We start from the raw sequence: 19,776 nt of genomic DNA on the forward strand, positions 1-19,776 counted from the left end.
GGTCATCGACCCGGGCCTTTGTGCTGTGCGTTGTGATCAGTCCTCGCGTGCCAGATTCGTGCCAGAACGGTGATCGTCGGGGGCGGGTGTCGATTGTTCTGGCACGGCCGCAGCTTCCTGACGTGCCTTGCGGACGCGCAGCGAGCGGCGAGGCGACGGTGTGCTTCCTGCCAGACGCGGTAGTACGTCGATGAGCCGACCACTCCCCCACGCTCGTTGGTGAACAGCCGCCCGTCCTCGGCGGTGCCGAAGGTGTCGAGGTGTTGTCGCAGGATGGCGACGAGCTGAGGTGGGATCGGCACAGGCCGGACTTCTTCGGCGGGCCGGTTCTTCAAACCGCGGTCGTCGTGTGTCTCACCGGAGTCCGTCCACTGCTTGCCGGCACTGGGGCGCGTCCGATGGAGGAGCGCCGCGCCCCAGCCCTCCCCAACCGCGACTACTACCTGAAGAAGCGAGGCGAAGGCTGCAAACACGTCCAAGCGGTCATCGCCCTCGTCCGCCGACGCGTCAACGTCTTCTGGGCACTGCTACGGGACAACCGCCCATTCACCACGACCCGACCGGTAACCGATCGCAGCGGCTCGAACCGGTCATCCCGACCCGCGCGGCTTTCACGCCTCACGAACCACAGACCACCAGACCACAAGCCGGTCCGCCATCTGATCAACTCCCAGAACCCGGGGATGGAGTCCGAAGTGGTCTTCCACCACCGACCGCAGAAACGCGCTGATCTCCGCACGCCCAGCACCGCCGTTCAGTCGGCTGAGCAGGGGGCCTATGAGGCAGTCGTACTCATCCTGCACGACATCGGAGACACCGATCGGATCCCACTCGTTGAGCAGATGACGGAGGTTGCCTTGCGCATCCACTCGCTGCATGCCGACATCGTGGCACCCGGCCCCACCGGCTGCGCTGTCTTCGGGGTTGACCTGAGCCATTGAGACTCCGCCGACCTCAAACCGTCGAGTTCACCGCGATGTCATGCAGGTCAAACCAGCGCCGCCTAGTTGCCGTCGCCGTACGACGTCGCCATCAGCGCGAGCACGGCCACGAGGAGCACCGTTGACAGGAAACCGGCGACCCAGGCCATCGTGAGCCGGTCAAGCTTGATCTTGATGTCGGGGTTCTGCTGCTGGGCGATGTAGTCCTTGAGCATCCGAGCCCGAACCGGGAATAGGGCAATCGGAATGGAGGCGAACGCGACGCTATACAGGAACAGGATCGCTGGTGCCGGTTCAGGCCGGAGGAGGTTCGTCGCCAGGACAGCGGTGGCGGCCACGGGAGTCAAGAGGTAGAACGCCCACCTCCCCGTCCTGTTCCGCTCCAACGTGCTTCGCATCTCGTCCGGGAGCTTCATCCCCTTGGCCAGCGCTGGCATGGAAATCATGAAGAACACCGTCGCCGCGACCGCGATCAGCCACCAACCGGACTCCGGAATCGAAAACAGCATCTCCCTCGTCTCCCCCTCCGCCTACAGCGGCCGGCAGTGTATCCAAGGCGGCCGCGAGTCATGGCGAGTGAGCTGCGTGCATAACTGCGTGACAACGCCGACGTACAGCAGCGAACAAGCGCACACACCTGCGGGCCATCACAGCAACGTCAGCCGCTGGCTCGTTGGTTGCTTCTGGCGAAGTCCGTTCTTGTTCGGGCTTCGCCATTGCCCGTGGCCGCTTACTGTGAAGCAGGGGCATATGCCCGGCTATCGACTGCGTGGAAGGGCGACGGCAACAGGTGGAACACGAGGGGGAAGCCGGCGCGGCACGAGACGGCGGGGGCGTCGTCTCGTGGGCCGGGAGCATGAATGGGGCAAGGTGAACCGCCTCGTGGAGCGTGCCCGGGGCGGTGGAGTCACTGGTCGTACGAGCTCGGCCGCCCATGCCCGTGCCGCGTTTTGGCAGAATGCTGGCGTGTCCCTTGACGCCATCAACGCCGTGAACTGGTCGGCGATACCCAACCCGACACGGGATCAGTGGGACGACCCGGAGGGCGTCGCTCACGCGCTCCGGCTGCTGACGGTGTCCACCACTGCCAACGAGACGGGTGACGCGGCAGCTCACCTCGCCGGACGCGGCTTCGTCTGTGGCCACGCTGCCATGGTGTTCCCGGCGGCCTACGCAGCAACCCCCATCCTGTTGGGTCTCGTCGAGCACGGCCGGCGACCGCGGATCAGAGACGCAGCACTCGGGCTGCTGTCTGACGCACTGGGCTACTTCCCGGCTGCCGACCACAACCGGGTGGACACTCCCTATGGCACCGACGTCCCGCTCTGCTGCGCCATCGCACGGCACATCCGCAGGCGTCGCGGTGTCCTTCTCGCCCACGGTCGCAGCGGCAAGCGACTCCTGACAGAAGCAGAGGAGCACTGGCGACTGACCATTGAGGAGACCGAGCTCCAGCCCGACGGCAGCCTGACCGCCATCGCCTTCCTCGAAGGCACCCCCTTCCATGCACCGGCTGAAGCTGAAGTGCACTCCGTGCCATTCGTTCGTCCTGCTCCGACAGCACGCGTCAACGCCCTGACGGCTGACGAGTCGGGCGCCGCATGGATCCAACTCGGGCAACCACCGTCCGGGACCATCCCGGGCTGCACTCTCTACCCGGCTGAGTGCGGCCTCCGCGAGCACTGAATGCCGCGCCACGTACCTCTCTGGACGACCGCACCAGGAACCGGCTCATGGACAGCATGGATGTAGTCGCTGGCTTGGACAGCAGGCCCGTGCTGGTGAAGCTGACGCCCACCGAGTTCGATCACCTGATTCGCCAACTGTTCGAGGCGATCGGCATGGAGGCCTGGAACACCCAGGCCCCCAAAGACGAGGGCGTTGACGCGGTGGCTGTCAGCAAGGATCCCGTCTTCAACGGTGAGTGCGTCATTCAGGCGAAGCGCTAAGCAAGCTCGTGGGTGTTGAGTCCGTTCAGGCGCTCGCCGGAGTGGTCGAGCACAAGCGTGCTGCCAAGGGGGTCCGGATCACCACATCGTGGTTCGGCAGGGCCAGCCACGACTTTGCCCGCCACCATGGCCGGCTCCAGCTCATCGAAGGGCCGGAACTCAAGTACCTGATCAAGGAACACCTTGGCAAGGATGTGATCCCGGGCCCGGTCCCCCCGAAGAGACGCCCCTCGCGCTGAGGCCGGCGGGGCCGCCCGCTCAGGCAGTGGAGCTGGGCCAGTCCCTGGGCTGTCCGAAGCTGCTCGACAGTGGCCAAGGACGACCAACAACGGCCACTAGGGGCCCGAGCTCACCGCCCCTGACCAGCGAATACCCAGCTCACCAAGATCCCCGGCAAGACCCAGGGCAAGAAGACTCCTCAGATTGCGTCCCTTGGCAGGGCCGACAGGTTGTGCCACGCGTGACTACATCCGCCGGCGCAGTGCAGCATCCGTCTGCGGGTGTCGGCGATGCTGAAGAGGGCTACTAGCAGGCGGAAGGACTTGGTGAGTTCATAGACCGGAAGTGCTTCCATTCCGAAGCGCCACCTCGCGAGCATCACCGCCGGCGTGTGAGTGGGGCGGATGCCCGAACGCGCGATGCTCTCCATCGCGTCCTCCTCACAGGCGCGGGCCTGCCCGCAGAACAGCACCAGTGCGTGCAAGACCTTGCGTTGGTCATCCTCTGAGAGCCCCTCGAACCACTCGACGCCCTCGGCCACCGGTCTGAGCCCCTGTGCCAGTTCGTTCAGGATCACCTCGTGTGCGTACAACACAGACTTCCACCCCCATGGTTGAGATCGACGGTACGCGCACTACCACCCAGGAGCAGCACGGCCTCTCGTGCCCTGAGGCCGCAATTGCCTGACCCCAAGCAGCGGGCTCCCTGTTGAACTGTGCAGCGCCGTCCAGGAGGTCCCCGGCCCGACTGAGTGTCTAACTGCGTGACAACGCAGACGAACGGCGGCGGACGGGCGCGGACGCCTGCGGATCATTTCAGCAGGTGAGGGCCACACCAGACCAAGGCAGAGCCCCCACCCGAGTTGCTTCGGGACGTAAGGAGTTGCTCCGTTAGAGGGCGCCGCATGACCGACGCCCCGGCCTGTCCCGAGTGCAGCGAGCCCATGGAGTCCGGCAGCTTTGTCCTCTCTCAGCGGGAGGGCGACAGCGATGTGAAGACAGGTGCGGCCACCAGTAGGGCCCTCTCCCCTGCGGTGAAGAGCTCAGGCCGACGCAGCGGACGACATCAGCTCCTCCAGCTTGTTGAGACTCTGAGTCCAGCCTTCCTCGTGAAGAGCTTCGCGCCGCTCAGTGGCGAAGTCGCCCTGGCTGCAGTCCAACTCGGCCCACGTACCGCCGATATCGCGAAGCGACAGCGTCACCACCGTCTCCCGGTCCTCGGGATCGGGATCCTCCCACCGGAAGGTGTAGGACAGACGTGCCGGAGGATCGACCTCAACGAATTCGCCCACCAGGTAGAACAGATCGCCTTCCGGAGGCTGCATCGCGATCCGATAACCACCTCCTGGCCGAAGGTCGCTTTCCACACTTGGGATGACGAATCCATCGGGGCCCCACCACTTGGCCAGTTCCTGCGGTTCGGTCAAGGCTCGGAATACGACCGAGCGCGGTGCGCGGAGGACACGCTGCAGATGCAGCCTCACGCCGTCGTGCGCCATCACGAACCTCCTCCACCTGAAGGCCTCGAGAATGACCGCCGAACATATCCTAATTTATTCAGCCATAGGCTGCGATCTCGCTGGTCAGGTGCGATGTGAAGACGCGTATGCCCACCGGTGATCACCGCGTGCTGTGTGGACCGACGAAGATCAAGCCGAGGCCGGGGCGGCAACGGAGTCGGCAAGTCCAAGCGGCTTCCGCCCTGCCGTCGCAGTGTTCGGGTGCCTACGATCGCGCAGTGAGCTACGACATCTACTTCTTGAACCGACGCGACGGGCAGTCCTGGGATGAGGTCCTGGAGGCGATGGAGGACGCAGCCGAGGACAGCGAGCCGATCCCCACACACCTTCTTGAAGCCTGGGACCGAATAGTGCCGCAGGCTCGGACCCTGCTGGGCGAAGTGGAGATCACGGAGCACGAGCAGGAGTCGCGGGACCTGAGCCACTCGGACACCGGCATCGACCTGTCCGTCTTCGGTGACGAGGTGAGCATCACTGTGCCCTACTGGCACGCGGGAGACGACGCTGCAGCCGTGCTCGGCCAGGTCTCCGCCCTCGCGGCCATCGTCGAGAAGGAGACCGGGCTGACTGCCTACGATCCCCAGACAGAACGTCCGCTGATGGAGACACCACCGGAAGGCTCGATTGGGCTGATGTCGCGAATCACCGAGGATTTGCGCAGCCGCTACGGCGGTTGAGCCCCGGGCACCGGCGGAGCCGGTCAGGTTCCGAGCCCTCCTGCTCGCCGGGTGCCACAGGCATGCCGGATACAAGGGTCAGCCACGGTCAACGGGGGTGCCTCGCGGTCCAGTTCTCGGTGGCGCCGTTCGGGTGGATCCTCTACTGGGGAGCCGCCGGTATGGCCAGAGCGGACAGCGCCCTCGGTTGGGAGGGAACGGTTCTTTCTTGGTGGATCGTGAAAAGGAGCGGTTGATCCGAACTGCGGCCGGGGTCCCCGTGGCCCGTCAGATTGCCGAGCACGAACGGCGACTACGACGCGAAGCTCACGCCCGGAATGCGGCAGCGAAGCGATCTGTGTGAGGTACGCGCAGGGTGGCGGGCTGGCCGCTGAGCGCCGCGGGATTCCGCTCCGGAGCCGGATTGACCCTCGACCTTGTACAGGGCCCAGAGTGCCGGGTGTGGAGAACGACATGCGCAGCATTGGCGAGATGGCCCGCGACAGCGGCCTGGGCGTGAGTGCCCTGCGGTTCTACGACCGTGCCGGTGTGCTGGTCCCGGCCTGGGTGGATCCGGTGAGCGGATACCGCTGGTACGAACCCGAGCAGCTTGAAGAGGCCCGAGTGCTGGCTCGCTTGCGCCGGGCCGGGATGCCGCTGGCGGACATCCGGCTGGTGCTGGCCAGCTGGTCCGGCGCGGACACCGACTTGGTCCGGAAGCTGCTCAAGGCACACCTGCGCCGCCTCGAACAAGGGCTGTCCGGCGCCCGCAGCGAGTTCTCTGCGCTCCGAGCACTACTCGATCACAGGGAGAACATCATGACTTCGCTCCGCATCGCCAGCGTCCGGCTGTCCATCGCCGCCCCCGAGCTCGCAGCCGCGCTGGACACGGTCCGTTTCGCGGCGAGCACCGACCCGGAACTGCCCATGCTCGGCGGTGTCCTGTTCGACATCGAGGGGGAGCGCCTCCATGTCGTGGCCACCGACCGGTACCGGATGGCTGTCGCGCAGGCCGGTGTCGCCGGACATGACGGGAGCCGAGTGCAGGTCATCGTGCCCGCCCCGCTCGTCGACGCGATGCGGGCGCTGTCGGACGGCGAGGGACCCGTGCGGCTCTGCGTCGATGGTGGCCGCGTGACTCTGGAGGTCGGGGACAGGCAGGCGGCCGGTCAGTGCCTTGACCACGACTTCCCCGACTACCGTCGTCTCCTGCCAGCGGCCGGCGGACGCCGCGCCCTTGTCGAGGTGGCGGCCTTCCGGAAGGCTCTGGAGACCGGTCCTCTCCGTGCCGGCGAGGCGGGAGCGCCCGACCTCAGCGTGCTCAGGGTGGAGGATGGCGGCACGGTGACCCTCTGCACGGACAGCGACGACGACCCGAACCGCGTCGCGGTCAACCGTGAGTTCCTGCTGAACGCCCTGGCCGCCGGAGCCCGGGACCGACTGGTTCTGGAGCTCGGGGCCCCCGCAGCGCCGATCGCGATCCGCCGGCCCGACGACGAGGGCACCTTCTCGATCCTGATGCCGGTCCGCTTGGAGGACTGACTGTACGTTCACCCTGATCCGGCCCGCCCCGACCAATCGGACGCAGCCGGATCAGGGTGCTGGGGAACCCAGGGAATCTGTCACAGATGCTGGGCCTCGGCGTGTGACGCCACCAGCACGAGGGGTGAGGACATCGGCCAACGAGATGTCCATTACCGCAGGGGCGCCATCCGTCAGCCCGCCGCCCACCTGGCCGCCTACGCCGGCCTTGCCCCGACCACGAAGTCGTCCGGCACGTCGATCCACGGCGAACACGCGCCACGGGGTGGCAACCGGCAGCTCAAACGCGCGATGTTCCTGTCCGCGTTCGCCGCCCTGCACGATCCCGCCTCCCGCACCTACTACGACAAATGCCGGGCCCGCGGCAAGACCCACTCACAAGCCCTCCTCCGCCTGGCCCGACAACGGATCAACGTGCTGTTCGCGATGCTCCGTGACGGCACCTTCTACGAACCCAGAACCCCACGCCTCGCTTGACGAAAGACATAGAGGCACCCCCCAGTTCCGCAGCTTCCCAAGCTGAGAGCGCGAGTTCGGTTCTCGTCACCCGCTCCATGGAGAAGGCCCAGGTCCGAGGCCCGGGTCTTTTTGCTGTGCTCTGCGATCACTCGCCGCGTGCCAGATTCGTGCCAGAACGTTGATCGTCGGGGTCAGCCGTCTCCGGCTCCGGCACAGCCGCAGCTTCCTGCACTTCCTGGCGTGCCCTACGGACGGTCGCGTCGAGGCCGGCTGCAACTTCCTGCTGCCGGTCGTCGTCGGAGTGGTGACAGATCAGCGCCGCCTTCTCTGGGGACTGGCCGGCGCGGATCATCGTGTCCTTGAGGGTGGCCCCGGACTGGGTGGACAGGGTGTGTCCGGTGTGGCAAAGGTCGTAGAACCGGAAGCCCTCGGGCATGCCGACGATCCCACGCGCCTTGCGCCACTTCCGGCCGAAGGTGCTGCGTCGGAAGGGCGCCCCCTTCTCCCCCACGAAAAGTAGCCCGTCGGGTCCCGGCTCGGCGCACGACTCCGGATGCCAACGGAGCTCTCGCCGGAGGAACGCGGGAGGAGTCACCCCCGAACACCGAAAAGCGCGTCGGCCGCGCGACAACAGTTCCCCCTCGGCGACTCCTCATCGCCCCACCCAAGGCAGCGAGGTCAGATCGCTGATGAGACGTCTGGCCGACCGCGCCTACGGGTGCGTGTCCGTGATCGCGATGACCTCGTCGAGGTGGTCCAGGGTGGCCTGCAGGTCGTCGATCTTGGCCTGGATGCGCTCGCGCTCGGCTCGCAGCATGGCTCGTTGCCCGGCGTCGGTGTGCCCGGCCTCCCAACACGGCAGGAGTTCGGTGATCCTTCGGCTGGTGAGGCCGGCGGCGAACATCTCCTGGAAGAAGCGGACCCGGGAGATGGCGTCCTGCCGGTACAGGCGCTGGCCGGACGGGCTGCGCTCCGCGATGAGCAGCCCTTGCTGCTCGTAGTAGCGCACGGCGCGCACGGAGACGCCGGCACCTCGTGCCACCTCGCCGATGCGGATCAACCGCTCGCCTGCGGCCACTGTGACAGTCATGGTGACTCCCCTCACCCCTGGCCCTGACGATCAGCACTTGCCTCTGACGCCAGCGTCAGGTTTTAGCGTACCGGTCATGGATATCAACAACTCCGTCGCCCTTGTCACCGGAGCCAACCGTGGCCTGGGCCGCGCCTTCGCCCAGCGCCTGCTCGAACGGGACGCCCGCAAGGTCTACGCGACGGCCCGCCGACCGGAGACCGTGGACCTGCCCGGGGTCGAGGTGCTGCCCCTCGACATCGCCGATCCCGCATCCGTGAGGGCCGCCGCCGAGGCCGCCCAGGACGTCTCGCTACTCATCAACAACGCCGGAATCAATACAGGGACCGACCTGGTGACCGGTTCGCTGGACGCGGTCCGGCACGAGCTGGAGACCAACATGTTCGGCCACCTGGGAATGATCCGGGAGTTCGCGCCGGCGCTCGCCGGGAACGGCGGGGGCGCGATCGTCAACGTCCTCTCCGCCATGTCGTGGTTCGGGGGCAAGGGCGCCAATGCCTACCACCTGGGCAAGGCCGCCGCCTGGGCCATGACCAACGGCGTCCGTCTGGAGCTCGCCGAGCAGGGCACGCTCGTCACAGCGGTACACCTCGGCCTGGCCGACACCGACATGGCGGCGGGCTGGCCCGTGGACAAGATCGCTCCGTCGGACCTGGCCGACGCGGCGCTCGACGGTGTCGAGGCGGGCTCCGCCGAGGTCCTCGCCGACCAGTGGAGCCGGGACGTCAAGTCCCGTCTGCCGCTGACGCCGGAAGAGTTCAACGCCGCAATGGACCGCGCCCTGGCGGCGCTGATGGCGGCCTGAGGGCCCCTCGGGCCGCACGGACCTCGGTCGGCTGCTTCTCCATCGGCCTCTCGAACTCCTCTTGATCAGGCGGTTCCGATGGTCAGGCCGGTCTCGGCGAGGCAGCCGTCTATGAGGTGACTGCGGTACTGGATGAGGCGTAAGCCGCGTCGGATGCGCTGGTCGAGGTGTTCGGGGTACTGAAGGCGACGCTGGAAAGCCATCCGGGTCGCAGGAGAGACCAGACCGCCATGGCTCCCACTTCAGCAGCGAAGATGCCGGCGAGCCCGGCCCCCGCCATCCGTCTCGGATTCCGTCTCGGTTTCCGTCTCATTCAGCGCCGTTCACGGACGTTCAGACGGGACCGAAGGCGGTGGCCGATCCCCCGACCGGCCGCCCATGAAGGCAGGTGAACGGCCCCGTCCGAGACCCCCGGGACCACCAAGGGCAACCGCGCGGGTGTCGGTGACGGTGCAGGTGCCGCCCTCACTCGCGCACCGCCCGGCGGCCGGGCTTCACCCCAGTGCGGACTTCACCAAGGAGGCCGCGGCCCTCATGCCGGCCTCGTTCGGGTGGTAGGAGGTCCGTCCCGAGGCCGGCTTGTACTTCTCCACCCACGGGTCGGCCGCGCAGGCGTCGTGGCCGTGGCTGGCGGTGGCGAAGCGGACCAGGGTCGCACCGGTGTTGTTCGCCGCGGTGATGTACGCCTGCGACAGGCGCAGGGTGACGCCGCGCTCGAACGTCCGCTGGTCGGCGGTGAGCGGTACACCGGTGCAGCCACCGGTGTCGGGCAGGAGGGTGGAGTAACTCACCAGGAGGACCCGTGCGCGCGGGGCCCTGGCGTGGACGGCGTTCACTACGTTCTCGATCCGCCGGCCCACCTCGCCGAGGGCCGTGTTGATCGCGGCCCGGTCCACGCTGCCGCAGTTCGTGCCGCCGCTGTTCTGGCAGGAGTACGTGACCGCGCTGCCCAGGTAGTTGACGTCGTTGCCGCCGATGGTGACCGTGACCAGGTCGGTCCCGCTGTTCACCGCGTTGATCTGCGGCGGCTGCGCGCCCTGCTTGGTGGTGAGGATGTTCGCCGTCGTGGCGCCGCTGCAGGTCACGTCCGTCAGTTTCGCGCCGATGTCGCGGGCCACGATGCTCGCGTAGTTCTTGCCCGACCGGGAGCACGCCGCCGCCCCGCTGCTCGACTGCACCGGCGGGATGCTCGGGCCCGCGGCGAACGAACTGCCCATCGCGACGTAGTCGAGACCGGCCGCCGTGGTCGAGGCGCCCCCCGCCTTCGCGGTCTTCGTGGAGACCGAGTCGGCGGTCAGGTCCAGTTGTGCCTTCGACTGCCGGCTGGAGTCGTCCGCCGGGGCGCTGCCGCCACAGGCCGTGAGGGTGAGGGCACCGACGACCAGGGCCGCACAGGCCATCAGGGCGTTCCGTCGGGGTGCGTCCGTTGCCACAAGCTGCTCCCGTCTCCATGGTTCACGAGGTGTGATCCGCTCCGGTGCTGTCAGAGGAGAGCGCGCGGTGCCGCGTGTGGTTACGGGTGAGACGACGTGATGGCTGTTGCGTGACAGAACCAGGACATCCGAAGGGCCGTGGGTGCGCCGCTGTGACGCGTGGCGCAACTCACCGTCGGCGAGGAGGGGAGAGCTTGACGACCTCTCATGGGTGAGGTTCCTCCGGCCCCGGCACACGGGGCAGCCGGACGGTGAAGACCGCTCCGCTGCCGGGGGTGCTGTCGGCGGTGACGGTTCCGTCGTGTGCCACGACGAACTGGCGCACGATGGACAGGCCGAGACCGCTGCCCCCGGAGCGTCTGCTGCGGGACTTCTCGGCGCGCCAGAACCGTTCGAAGACATGGGGCAGGTCTTCGGGGGCGATACCGTCCCCGGTGTCGCGCACGGTCAGGACGGCCTCGTCCGCCGTCTGCCGGGCGCTGAGGGTGACCGTGCCCCGCGCGGGAGTGTGCCGCAGCGCGTTGGAGACGAGGTTGCCGAGGACCTGTCGCATGCGCACCGGGTCGGCGTCCATCCAGAGCCCGGGGTCGGCATCCGCCCGCAGGTGTACGTCCGCGGCTTCGGCGCGGCTGCGATGGGCGGCGGCGACCTGGCCGATCAACTCGTCCGCGGCCAGCGGTTCCCGGTGCAGCCTCAGGGTGCCGGCGTCGCCCGCGGCGAGGTCGCGCAGGTCGTCGATGATGTGCTGCAGTTGCAGCGCCTCGTCGTGCAGGGAGGCGATGAGGCCGGGGTCGGGGTCGAGCAGTCCGTCGCGGGTGACCTCGAGCCATCCTCGGATATTGGTCAGCGGGGTGCGCAGCTCATGGGCGATGTCGCTGACCATGGCCTTGCGCTGGGCCTCCATCCGTTCCCGGCGCGCGGTCAGGTCGTTGAAGGCGGCGGCCAGGAAGCCCGTCTCGTCCTTGGTGGTGACGGCGACCCGTGCGTGGTGCTCGGGCGGCCGGCGGGCGGCGGCGGTCAGGGCGCGCAGGGGGCGGACGAGACGGACGGCGACGAGGGCGGTCAGTGCGATCGTGACGGCCAGCACGAGACCGCTGACTCCGATGATCTTGCTCTGGTTGGCGGGTGAGAGGTCGAAGCCCGACCGCTGTTGGTCGCGGGCGCCGAGGTAGAGGGTCGCCGGTGGGGCGACGTAGGGGTCGAGCTGGGTGCGGCGCGCCGAGTCGACACAGTTCTGCACCTGCTGGTTGCCGATCAGCCTGTCGGATATGCCGGGAACGACGTCGTCGGCGAACAGTTCCCGCAGATACGGGTCTTGCGTGGCCAGCAGCTTCCAGTCGCCGGGGAGGCAGCCGGCCAGCAGCTTCGCGAGGGCTGCCAGCCCCTGGCGCTCGGTGTCCGTCGCCGCGTTGTCGGCCACGTCGGCGCACCGCGACAGCCCGGACTCCGAGCCGTCGTCGGCGATGACCACCGTACGGCCGCTGGGCATCTGTCTGGTGCGGCCGCCGTTGCCGTACTGGGTCAGGCACACCACACGCTGCTCCGCCACCTTGCGCACCTGCTCCACCTCGGCACGGGACAGCCGAAACGGCCCCACCGCCCGCGGGTCGATGCCGGCGAGCTGGGCGCCGGGCTCGGTGTAGGTGTCCGTACGCAGCGGGTCGACGGCGGCCGAGGCACGGTCGGGCAGCGCGGTGCCGGATGCGGCGGAGTCGGCGATGAGCCGTCCGCCCGCGGTGGTCAGGGCGATGCGCCGGTCCAGGGTGCGCGAGAGCGTGCGCACGGTGGAGGCGACGCCGTCCCACTCGGCGTGGGCCGCGGCATAGCCGCTGAGCCGGCGCAGGATGTCGGAGTCGTCGGAGAGCACCTGACCTCGTTCCTCCTGGATGGCCCGGGTGGTGAGCTGCACGGCGAGCCAGGCGGTGGCGCCCACGGACAGCACCGCGATCGCCACGGAGGTGAGCAGCAGCCGTACCAGCAGGCTCCTGTGCCAGGGGATGCGGGGAGCGGGCGTCCCGCCGTCCGGGCCGGTCACGAGGGACCCTCGCCGTCGACGAGTTTGTAGCCGACCCCGAACACCGTCAGCAGCCGTGCGGGGGCGCGCGGGTCGGCCTCGATCTTCTTGCGCAGGTTCATGATGTGCATGTCGATGGCGCGCTCGGTGGACGCCCGGTCGTGGCCGCGGGTGTGTTCCAGCAACTGACGGCGCGAGAAGACCCGTTCGGGCTCGGCGGCCATGGCGGTCAGGATGGCGAACTCACCCGGGGTGCAGCCGACCGCCGCGCCGTCACAGGTGACCTCGTGCCGTACCGGGTCGACGGTGACACCCCCGACCCGCAGCACGGGGGATTCCTCGACGGGACGCAGGGTGCGGCGCAGCACGATGCGGATGCGTGCCAGCAGCTCCCGCGGACTGTACGGCTTCGTCATGTAGTCGTCCGCGCCGAGGTCGAGGCCGAGCAGCAGGTCGTCCTCGGCGGAGCGGGCCGTGAGCATCAGCACCGGTATGTCCGCGTCCCGGCGCAGCACGCGGCAGACGCCGAAACCGTCGAGGCCCGGCAGCATCACATCGAGGATCACCAGGTCGGGCGGGTGGTTGCGGGCCTCGTCGAGTGCGGCCCGTCCGTCGGAGACGACGACGGCCCTGTGGCCTTCCTTGACGAGGAGCCGGCGGATGAGCTCGGCCTGCATGCCGTCGTCCTCCGCGATCAGAATATGTGCGCACACGCCGGTGACCTTATGTGTGCTGAGGCGGCGTCAGCGGGGTGAACGGCCCTCGTGCGGTTCTTCCCACACCCTGACAGCTTCCTGATGTCCGCGCTCCACGCTGACCCCATGCACGACGGAGAATCCACACATCGCACCGGCTCGGCCCGGTCCGCCCTGGCGTTGCTGTCCGCCTCGCTGTGCCTGCTGGCCGGCTGCGGCCCCGGGTCGTCGGACGCCGAGAACCCCGCCGGGGACCCCGCGAAGACACCGGTGCAGGCCGCCCGGGCGGCGAAGGGGCCCCGGCTGGAACTGCACGCCACCGACGGACAGGAACACGTCCCGGTCACCACCGGCGGCCGGGTCACGGTCGAAGAGGGCACGATCAGCGAGGTGTCCCTGTCCACCGCGGACGGCCGGGCGGTGCCGGGCGAACGGTCCCCGGACAGGAAGAGCTGGGCCCCCTCGGGCGACCTGAAGCACGGGACGGCCTACCGGCTGACCGCGGCGGCCACCGACGCCGACGGCCACCGGGTGAGCAGGACCGTGACGTTCACGACCCTTGCCGAGGGCGACCGGTTGACCGGCACGTACACCCCGGAGAACGGCTCCACGGTGGGCGTGGGCATGCCGGTTTCGTTCAGCTTCAACAGACTGATCACCGACAAGAAGGCCGTCGAGTCCGCCATCGAGGTGAGCGCCGACAGCGGACAGACCGTCGTGGGCCACTGGTTTGGCGGGCAGCGCCTCGACTTCCGTCCCCGGGAGTACTGGAAGCCCCACTCCACGGTCACCGTCAGGATCCGCCTCGCCGGAGTGAAGGGGGCCGCCGGCGCGTACGGCGAACAGGACCGGACTCTCCGGTTCGAGGTCGGGCGCAGTCAGGTGTCCACCGTGGACGCCGCCGCGCACACCATGAAGGTCGTCCGGGACGGCACCACCGTGCGGAACATACCGATCACCGCGGGCGCCGCCTCGTCGCCCACCTGGAACGGGCAGATGGTCATCAGCGAGAAGCTGATCTCGACGCGGATGAACGGCGCCACGGTCGGTTACGCCGGCCAGTACGACATCCCCGACGTCCCGCACGCCATGCGGCTGTCCACGTCGGGCACCTTCATCCACGGCAACTACTGGGGGGTCGACTCCGTCTTCGGCCGGTCCAATATCAGCCACGGCTGTGTGGGGCTCAACGACACCAAGGGCGGCGGCGACTCCGCGCAGGACGCCGCCTGGTTCTACGACAAATCCCTCATCGGCGACGTGGTCGTGGTGAAGAACTCCGACGACAAGGTGATCGCTCCCGACAACGGACTCAACGGCTGGAACATGCCGTGGAGCGAGTGGACGGCGGGGTCCGCGCGGTGAGGCTCCCGATGAAGCTCCTGGTGAAGCATCCGGTGAGGCATCTCTTCTCCTCCGTGGGCTCCCGTCTGCCGGTTCCCGCCGCGGTCCTGGCCGTGGCCCTCACCCTGGCCGGGTGCGGCGGCCCCGGCGCCGGGACGGCGGAGGACGCCCTCTCGGCCGCCTCCGGCAGACAGGACACCCGGCCGGTGACGTCCAGCACGGCTCGCTCCGAGCCGCGGCCGAACGCGGCCGGCGAAAGGAGCCCGGACGGCAAAGCCGCGGACCCGAGCCCTTCCGCACCGTCCGACCTGCCGGGCCTCGGCCCGAAGACTCTCGCCGGGATCCCCGCCAAGGCCGGGCAGGTCGTCGTCGTCACCGGGAAGGACAAGGACTCCCCGCAGTCGGAGGTGGTGGTGTACCGGCGCACCGGCGGCGGCTGGGCCGCCGGGCAGACCTGGGCCGCCCACAACGCGCTCCGGGGCTGGACCGACGACCATCACGCGGGTGACCTGCGCTCGCCCATCGGTGTGTTCACCCTCAGCGACGCGGGCGGACTGCTCTCCGACCCGGGCACGAAGCTGCCCTACGACCGGTCCGGTGGCTTCACCATCGGTGGCACCGGATTCGAGGGCGAGCCGCTCGCCGGCTCCTTCGACTACGTGGTCGCGATCGACTACAACCGCCGTCTGGGCACCCCCCCGCTCGACTGGACCCGTCCGCTCGGCGCGGGCCGCGGGGGCGGCATCTGGCTGCACGTCGATCACGGGGGACCCACTCACGGCTGCGTGAGCCTGACGCGGCAGCACATGAAGGAGCTGCTGCTCACGCTCGACCCGGCACTGCACCCGGTGATCGTGATGGGGGACGCCACGTCCCTCGCACGGTGACGGCCAACACCACGAACCACCAACACCACGAACGAGCACTCACGAACCGAAAGAGAAGGGACTCAACGGCCTGTGAAGAGGCATCAGTTGACGTTGGTCACGAGACGAAACAGCGCGATGGCCGCGGCGGCGGGGCTGGCCTCCACGGCCCTGCTGCTGGCCGCCCTCCCGGGCGGGGTCGCCCAGGCGGCCTCGGCCGGTACTCCGGCCGACGGGAGTTCCGGGGTGTCGGCCCGGGGCGCGAGCGGCACCGGCAGGCCCGGTCCACTGAAGACGGTGACGCTGGTCACCGGCGACCGGGTCATGACGGACGGCGCCGGAAAGGTCACCAGGGTGGTGCGGGCGAAGGGCCGGGAACGGATGCCGTTCTCCGTCCGGGAGGTCGACGGGCACACCCATGTGGTCCCCGGCGACGCGGAGTTGATGCTCGCGCAGGGCAAGCTGGACTCCCGGCTGTTCGACGTGACCCAGCTGGTGGCGGACGACTACGACGACGCGGGTCGCAGCGACATGCCGCTGATCGTCACCTTCAAGGGCAAGACGGCCCCCTCGATGAGCCCGTTCACCGGGGCCGGGGCGAAGATGGGCCGTACTCTGCCCGCCGTCAACGGCAAGGCGATACGTTCCGTCAAGAAGCGCGGCGCCGAGTTCTGGGACGCCGTCACCGACACCGTCGCCCAGGGCAACGCGCGGACAACCGCGGACTTCACCACCTCGACGGCGGTGGAGAAGGTGTGGCTGGACGGCAAGCGCCGGGCCAGCCTGGACAAGAGCGTCGCGCAGATCGGCGCGCCCACGGCCTGGGCCGCCGGCTACGACGGCACCGGCGTCAAGGTCGCCGTGCTCGACACCGGCATCGACACCACGCACCCCGACCTGGCGAACCAGGTGATCGCGGAGCAGGACTTCTCCGGCTCGTCCGGGCCCGGCGACAAGTTCGGCCACGGCACCCATGTGGCGTCCATCATGGCCGGGACGGGCGCCAAGTCCGGCGGCAAGTACAAGGGCGTCGCCCCAGGGGCCAAGCTCCTCAACGGCAAGGTCCTCGACGACCGCGGCTGGGGCCCGGACTCCGCCGTCATCGCGGGCATGGAGTGGGCGGTGGCCCAGGGGGCGGACGTCGTCAACCTCAGCCTCGGCTACACGGACACCCACGGTATCGACCCGTTGGAGGAGACGGTCAACCGGCTCTCCGCCGAGAGCGACACGCTCTTCGTCATCGCGGCCGGCAACGAGGGCGCGTCCGAAGGGACCGTCGGCTCGCCCGGCAGCGCCGAGGCCGCGCTCACCGTCGGCGCCGTCGACAAGTCCGACCAGCTCGGCGACTTCTCCAGCCGTGGCCCGCGCGTCGGTGACGGCGGCGTCAAGCCCGACCTGACCGCGCCCGGTGTCGACATCACGGCCGCCGCGGCCGCCGGCAGCGACCTGGAAAGCGCGAAACCCTCCCCGGCACCCGGTTACATCACGATCGGCGGCACCTCCATGGCGACCCCGCATGTGGCGGGCGCCGCGGCGATCCTCGCCCAGCAGCACCCCGACTGGACCGGCGAGCGCATCAAGTCCGTCCTCACCGCGTCCGCGAAGCCGGGCTCGTACAGCTCCTTCCAGCAGGGCACCGGCCGCACCGACCTGACCCGGGCGCTGGAGCAGAGCGTCGTCACCGAGCAGGGACCGATCAACTTCGGCGCGCAGCAGTGGCCGCACAACGACGACGAACCGGTGACCAAGCAGCTCACCTACAAGAATTTCGGTACGGAGCCGGTCACCCTGGACCTCTCCGTCGACGCCTTCTCGGTGGACGGCAAGCCGGCCGCCGAGGGCATGTTCTCCGTGTCGCCGCAGCGGCTCACCGTCCCGGCGGGCGGCGAGGCCATCGCCGACGTGACCGCGGACACCCGTTCCGGCAGCGCCGACGGCACGTTCGGCGGCTCGGTGTCCGCCGTCTCGGCCGATGACAAGGTCCAGGTGCGCACCGCGGTCGGGGTACAGCGCGAGGTCGAGTCTTTCGCCCTGACGCTGAAGCACATCGACGGGAACGGCAAGCCGACCAGCGACGCCGTCACCACCGTGGAGGGCCTCGACAGGGACTTCTACACCACCTACGCCGACGAGGAGGACGGCGAGCTCACGGTACGGCTGCCCAAGGGCGACTACGGCCTCACCGGTGTGATCGACCCCGACTCCTCGTCCTCCACCCAGTCCGTACTGATGCAGCCGAAGCTGCGGCTGGACCGGGACACCACCGTCACCGTCGACGCCCGGCAGGCACAGCCGCTGGACATCACCGTGCCCGACACCGCGGCCAGGAACACCGAGGCCACAGTCGCGATCCGCTACGAACGGGCCGCGGGGATGCCCAAGAACACGGGCGGGTACTGGCTCCCGACGTTCCAGGGCATGCGGTTCGGGCACCTCGGCCCCGAGGTGCCCGCCGACGCCGCGTTCGCCCAGTACTCCGGTGACTGGACGAGCCAGGACGACGAGGGCAGGCCGGTCACCTACCACCTTTCCTGGGACCGCCGCGGCGACCTGGGCGGCTTCGCCGCCGAGGTGGAGCAGGACCAGCTCGCCAAGGTCGACTTCCAGGCAGGCGCACCTGCCGCGGACAAGGACGTCCAGGTGGCTGTAACTCCCTACATGCCCGATGGGGACTCGTGGGGACGCTACGACCTGCTGACGGGGAACCTGCCGCTGCGCACGACCGACTACATCCTCGGCAACGGGGTCAAGTGGTCCTTCGCCATGCAGCAGTCCAGTGCCGAGGGCGCGTCCGAGTACATGCTCCAGGGGACGCCCAGGACCTGGCGGGCCGGCCACCGCTACACCGAGCGGTTCAACGTCGGCGTCTTCGGCCCGGCCCTGGGCGCACCCGCGGACTCGAGGGGCTCGGTGGCGATGGGGAATCCCGGTGTCGAGCGGTCCGGGAATGTCATCACGGCCTTTCTGCCGCTGTTCGGCGACGGCGCCGGGCACTACGACAGCGGCGGCGGATACACCTCGGCCGAGAGCTCGCTGCAGGTCGACGGCAAGGAGATCCCCCACAGCTCCTCGCCGGCCGGCAGCATCACCGAATTCACCGTTCCCGACCAGGCCGGCGCGTACAAGCTGACCCTGGACAACTCCCGTGATCCGGGCCTCTCGCCGGTCAGCACCCGCGTCAGGGCGGAGTGGACCTTCCGCTCCGCCAAGACCCCCGAGGACGAGCCGACCGCGCTGCCGCTGTCGGTGATCCGTTTCTCCCCCGAACTGACCCTGTCGAGCACGGCGAAGGCGGGGCAGCGGTTCGATGTGCCGTTCAGCGTCGAAGGCGCGTCCGCCGGCCGCCAGCCCGCGAAGCTCGCCTTCCAGGTCTCCTACGACGGAGGCGCCACCTGGCAGTCCGCCAAGGCCGTCGGCGGCACCCACCTGTCGCTGCGGCACCCGGCCGAGCCCGGCTCCGTCTCCCTGCGGGCCGAGCTGACCGACGACTCGGGCAACACCCTGGTCCAGACGATCGAGCGCGCCTACCTCACCACCCGGTGATCTGACGCGGGACCTCGCGACCGATCTCGCCCGGGGCGGTGTTCGACCACCGCTCCGGGCGAGTGCGTGTCACCGGCTTCCTGCGCCACGCAGGCCACCCCCTCCGCCACGGTCGCCGGCGCGTCGGAGCGGCCGAACCCGTCCCGCAGCCCGCCCTCGCGCCGACGGTGTCCGGGCTCCGAAGGCGCCCTCCTCGGCCGCCGCCCACAGGCGGGTGAGCGCCACAGCGCGCAGCTTTCCGGCGCCCTCCACGATCCCTTCGGCGATCTCGGCCGACCCGGGGGTGACGGGCCGGCCGAGACCGCTCGAGTATGCGTCATGGCCAGACGTGGGCCTGTGCCCGGAAGGTCTCGGGGTCGCTCTCCACAGGTAGGACGCACAGCAGATGACCGCCGGGCACTCGTAGCACGCAGCACTCATGCCACTGTGAAATCCGCTCGGCGCCCAGGGCGATCAGGCGCGCGGTTTCCGATTCGACGTCGTCGGTCTCGATGTCGAGGTGGATACGGGGTGCGTCGTCGACCGCCTGGACCGCGGTGATCAGGCCTGGCAGGGCCTGGTGGAGCGTGGTGAACTGCGGTGCCGGTGGAAACGGTTGGGCGGTCACACCGAGAGCCGCCGACCAGAAGTCCGCTGCCCGGGCGGCCTCGGCTTCGGGTGTGTCGATCAGTACGGCGTACACGCGGCTCCTGTGCGTCGCC

17 protein-coding genes and 5 pseudogenes are annotated in these 19,776 nt (G+C 69.1%); 11 read left to right on the top strand and 11 right to left on the bottom strand.

Annotation, left to right across the window (positions count from 1 at the left end):
* Window positions 1-104 precede the first annotated feature (104 nt).
* A pseudogene (locus ACIBVL_RS11560) lies at window positions 105-425 on the bottom strand (site-specific integrase); the annotation flags it as partial.
* Here ACIBVL_RS11560 and ACIBVL_RS11565 point away from each other — a divergent pair.
* A pseudogene (locus ACIBVL_RS11565) lies at window positions 426-569 on the top strand (IS110 family transposase); the annotation flags it as partial. It abuts the pseudogene before it with no gap.
* A gap of 434 nt (window positions 570-1,003) precedes the next feature.
* Here ACIBVL_RS11565 and ACIBVL_RS11570 read toward each other — a convergent pair.
* Window positions 1,004-1,450 carry a hypothetical protein gene (locus ACIBVL_RS11570; RefSeq protein ID WP_399095720.1) on the bottom strand — a complete coding sequence of 149 codons (447 nt, stop codon included), beginning with the start codon at window positions 1,448-1,450 and terminating at the stop codon, window positions 1,004-1,006.
* Window positions 1,451-1,907: 457 nt separating this feature from the next.
* Here ACIBVL_RS11570 and ACIBVL_RS11575 point away from each other — a divergent pair, with 457 nt between their 5' ends.
* From ACIBVL_RS11575 to ACIBVL_RS11585, 3 genes are read left to right on the top strand one after another with little or no spacing between them, the layout of a single operon-like run.
* A complete protein-coding gene (locus ACIBVL_RS11575) occupies window positions 1,908-2,627 on the top strand; it encodes a hypothetical protein (protein ID WP_399095723.1) in 720 nt (239 codons plus the stop codon).
* 47 nt (window positions 2,628-2,674) lie between these two features.
* Window positions 2,675-2,890 (top strand): restriction endonuclease, encoded by a 216-nt coding sequence (locus ACIBVL_RS11580; RefSeq protein ID WP_399095726.1) that lies wholly within the window; start codon window positions 2,675-2,677, stop codon window positions 2,888-2,890.
* 41 nt (window positions 2,891-2,931) lie between these two features.
* Complete coding sequence (locus ACIBVL_RS11585) at window positions 2,932-3,129, top strand: restriction endonuclease (protein ID WP_399097186.1); 198 nt, start codon at window positions 2,932-2,934, stop codon at window positions 3,127-3,129.
* Between the two features lie 179 nt (window positions 3,130-3,308).
* Here the strand turns inward: ACIBVL_RS11585 and ACIBVL_RS11590 are convergent, their stop codons facing one another.
* The gene (locus ACIBVL_RS11590; protein ID WP_399095728.1) at window positions 3,309-3,686 is read right to left on the bottom strand and encodes a DUF5958 family protein; all 378 of its coding nucleotides are present in this window, start codon (window positions 3,684-3,686) and stop codon (window positions 3,309-3,311) included.
* 465 nt (window positions 3,687-4,151) lie between these two features.
* Window positions 4,152-4,607 carry an SRPBCC domain-containing protein gene (locus tag ACIBVL_RS11595; RefSeq protein WP_399095731.1) on the bottom strand — a complete coding sequence of 152 codons (456 nt, stop codon included), beginning with the start codon at window positions 4,605-4,607 and terminating at the stop codon, window positions 4,152-4,154.
* 239 nt (window positions 4,608-4,846) lie between these two features.
* On the opposite strand from ACIBVL_RS11595, the gene ACIBVL_RS11600 reads away from it, so the two are divergent.
* From ACIBVL_RS11600 to ACIBVL_RS11610, 3 genes and pseudogenes are all read left to right on the top strand, one after another.
* On the top strand, window positions 4,847-5,305 hold the full coding sequence (locus ACIBVL_RS11600; RefSeq protein WP_399095734.1) for a hypothetical protein: 459 nt from the start codon (window positions 4,847-4,849) through the stop codon (window positions 5,303-5,305).
* Between the two features lie 453 nt (window positions 5,306-5,758).
* A complete protein-coding gene (locus ACIBVL_RS11605; RefSeq protein ID WP_399095737.1) occupies window positions 5,759-6,826 on the top strand; it encodes a MerR family transcriptional regulator in 1,068 nt (355 codons plus the stop codon).
* Window positions 6,827-6,938: 112 nt separating this feature from the next.
* Window positions 6,939-7,303: pseudogene (locus tag ACIBVL_RS11610) on the top strand (transposase); the annotation flags it as partial.
* Window positions 7,304-7,430: 127 nt separating this feature from the next.
* Here the strand turns inward: ACIBVL_RS11610 and ACIBVL_RS11615 are convergent.
* Window positions 7,431-7,871, bottom strand: a pseudogene (locus tag ACIBVL_RS11615) (site-specific integrase); the annotation flags it as partial.
* Window positions 7,872-7,997: 126 nt separating this feature from the next.
* Window positions 7,998-8,375: a MerR family transcriptional regulator gene (locus tag ACIBVL_RS11620; protein ID WP_399095740.1), complete on the bottom strand. Its 378-nt coding sequence runs from the start codon at window positions 8,373-8,375 to the stop codon at window positions 7,998-8,000.
* 76 nt (window positions 8,376-8,451) lie between these two features.
* Here ACIBVL_RS11620 and ACIBVL_RS11625 point away from each other — a divergent pair, with 76 nt between their 5' ends.
* Window positions 8,452-9,180: an SDR family oxidoreductase gene (locus ACIBVL_RS11625; RefSeq protein ID WP_399095743.1), complete on the top strand. Its 729-nt coding sequence runs from the start codon at window positions 8,452-8,454 to the stop codon at window positions 9,178-9,180.
* A 65-nt stretch (window positions 9,181-9,245) separates the two neighbouring features.
* Here the strand turns inward: ACIBVL_RS11625 and ACIBVL_RS11630 are convergent.
* The 4 genes and pseudogenes from ACIBVL_RS11630 to ACIBVL_RS11645 all read right to left on the bottom strand — a co-directional run.
* Window positions 9,246-9,406 (bottom strand): annotated as a pseudogene (locus ACIBVL_RS11630) (IS630 family transposase); the annotation flags it as partial.
* Between the two features lie 268 nt (window positions 9,407-9,674).
* Entirely contained in the window at window positions 9,675-10,613 is a 939-nt protein-coding gene (locus ACIBVL_RS11635; protein ID WP_399095746.1) for an SGNH/GDSL hydrolase family protein, read from the bottom strand.
* A gap of 205 nt (window positions 10,614-10,818) precedes the next feature.
* A complete protein-coding gene (locus ACIBVL_RS11640) occupies window positions 10,819-12,648 on the bottom strand; it encodes a sensor histidine kinase (RefSeq protein WP_399095749.1) in 1,830 nt (609 codons plus the stop codon).
* On the bottom strand, window positions 12,645-13,340 hold the full coding sequence (locus ACIBVL_RS11645) for a response regulator (protein WP_399095752.1): 696 nt from the start codon (window positions 13,338-13,340) through the stop codon (window positions 12,645-12,647). Before ACIBVL_RS11645 ends, ACIBVL_RS11640 begins: the two co-directional genes overlap by 4 nt.
* Before the next feature lie 108 nt (window positions 13,341-13,448).
* Here ACIBVL_RS11645 and ACIBVL_RS11650 point away from each other — a divergent pair, with 108 nt between their 5' ends.
* The 3 genes from ACIBVL_RS11650 to ACIBVL_RS11660 all read left to right on the top strand — a co-directional run bounded on the left by ACIBVL_RS11650 (window position 13,449) and on the right by ACIBVL_RS11660 (window position 19,075).
* The gene (locus ACIBVL_RS11650) at window positions 13,449-14,687 is read left to right on the top strand and encodes an Ig-like domain-containing protein (protein ID WP_399095756.1); all 1,239 of its coding nucleotides are present in this window, start codon (window positions 13,449-13,451) and stop codon (window positions 14,685-14,687) included.
* Between the two features lie 8 nt (window positions 14,688-14,695).
* A complete protein-coding gene (locus ACIBVL_RS11655) occupies window positions 14,696-15,553 on the top strand; it encodes a L,D-transpeptidase family protein (RefSeq protein ID WP_399095759.1) in 858 nt (285 codons plus the stop codon).
* Window positions 15,554-15,646: 93 nt separating this feature from the next.
* Window positions 15,647-19,075 carry a S8 family serine peptidase gene (locus ACIBVL_RS11660; protein WP_399095762.1) on the top strand — a complete coding sequence of 1,143 codons (3,429 nt, stop codon included), beginning with the start codon at window positions 15,647-15,649 and terminating at the stop codon, window positions 19,073-19,075.
* A gap of 316 nt (window positions 19,076-19,391) precedes the next feature.
* Here the strand turns inward: ACIBVL_RS11660 and ACIBVL_RS11665 are convergent, their stop codons facing one another.
* Window positions 19,392-19,757, bottom strand: a complete 366-nt coding sequence (locus ACIBVL_RS11665; RefSeq protein WP_399095765.1) for a VOC family protein — start codon at window positions 19,755-19,757, stop codon at window positions 19,392-19,394.
* Window positions 19,758-19,776: the final 19 nt, after the last annotated feature.

Origin of the sequence: Streptomyces sp. NPDC049687 (genome assembly GCF_044465285.1) — a bacterium.
Classification (GTDB): domain Bacteria; phylum Actinomycetota; class Actinomycetes; order Streptomycetales; family Streptomycetaceae; genus Streptomyces.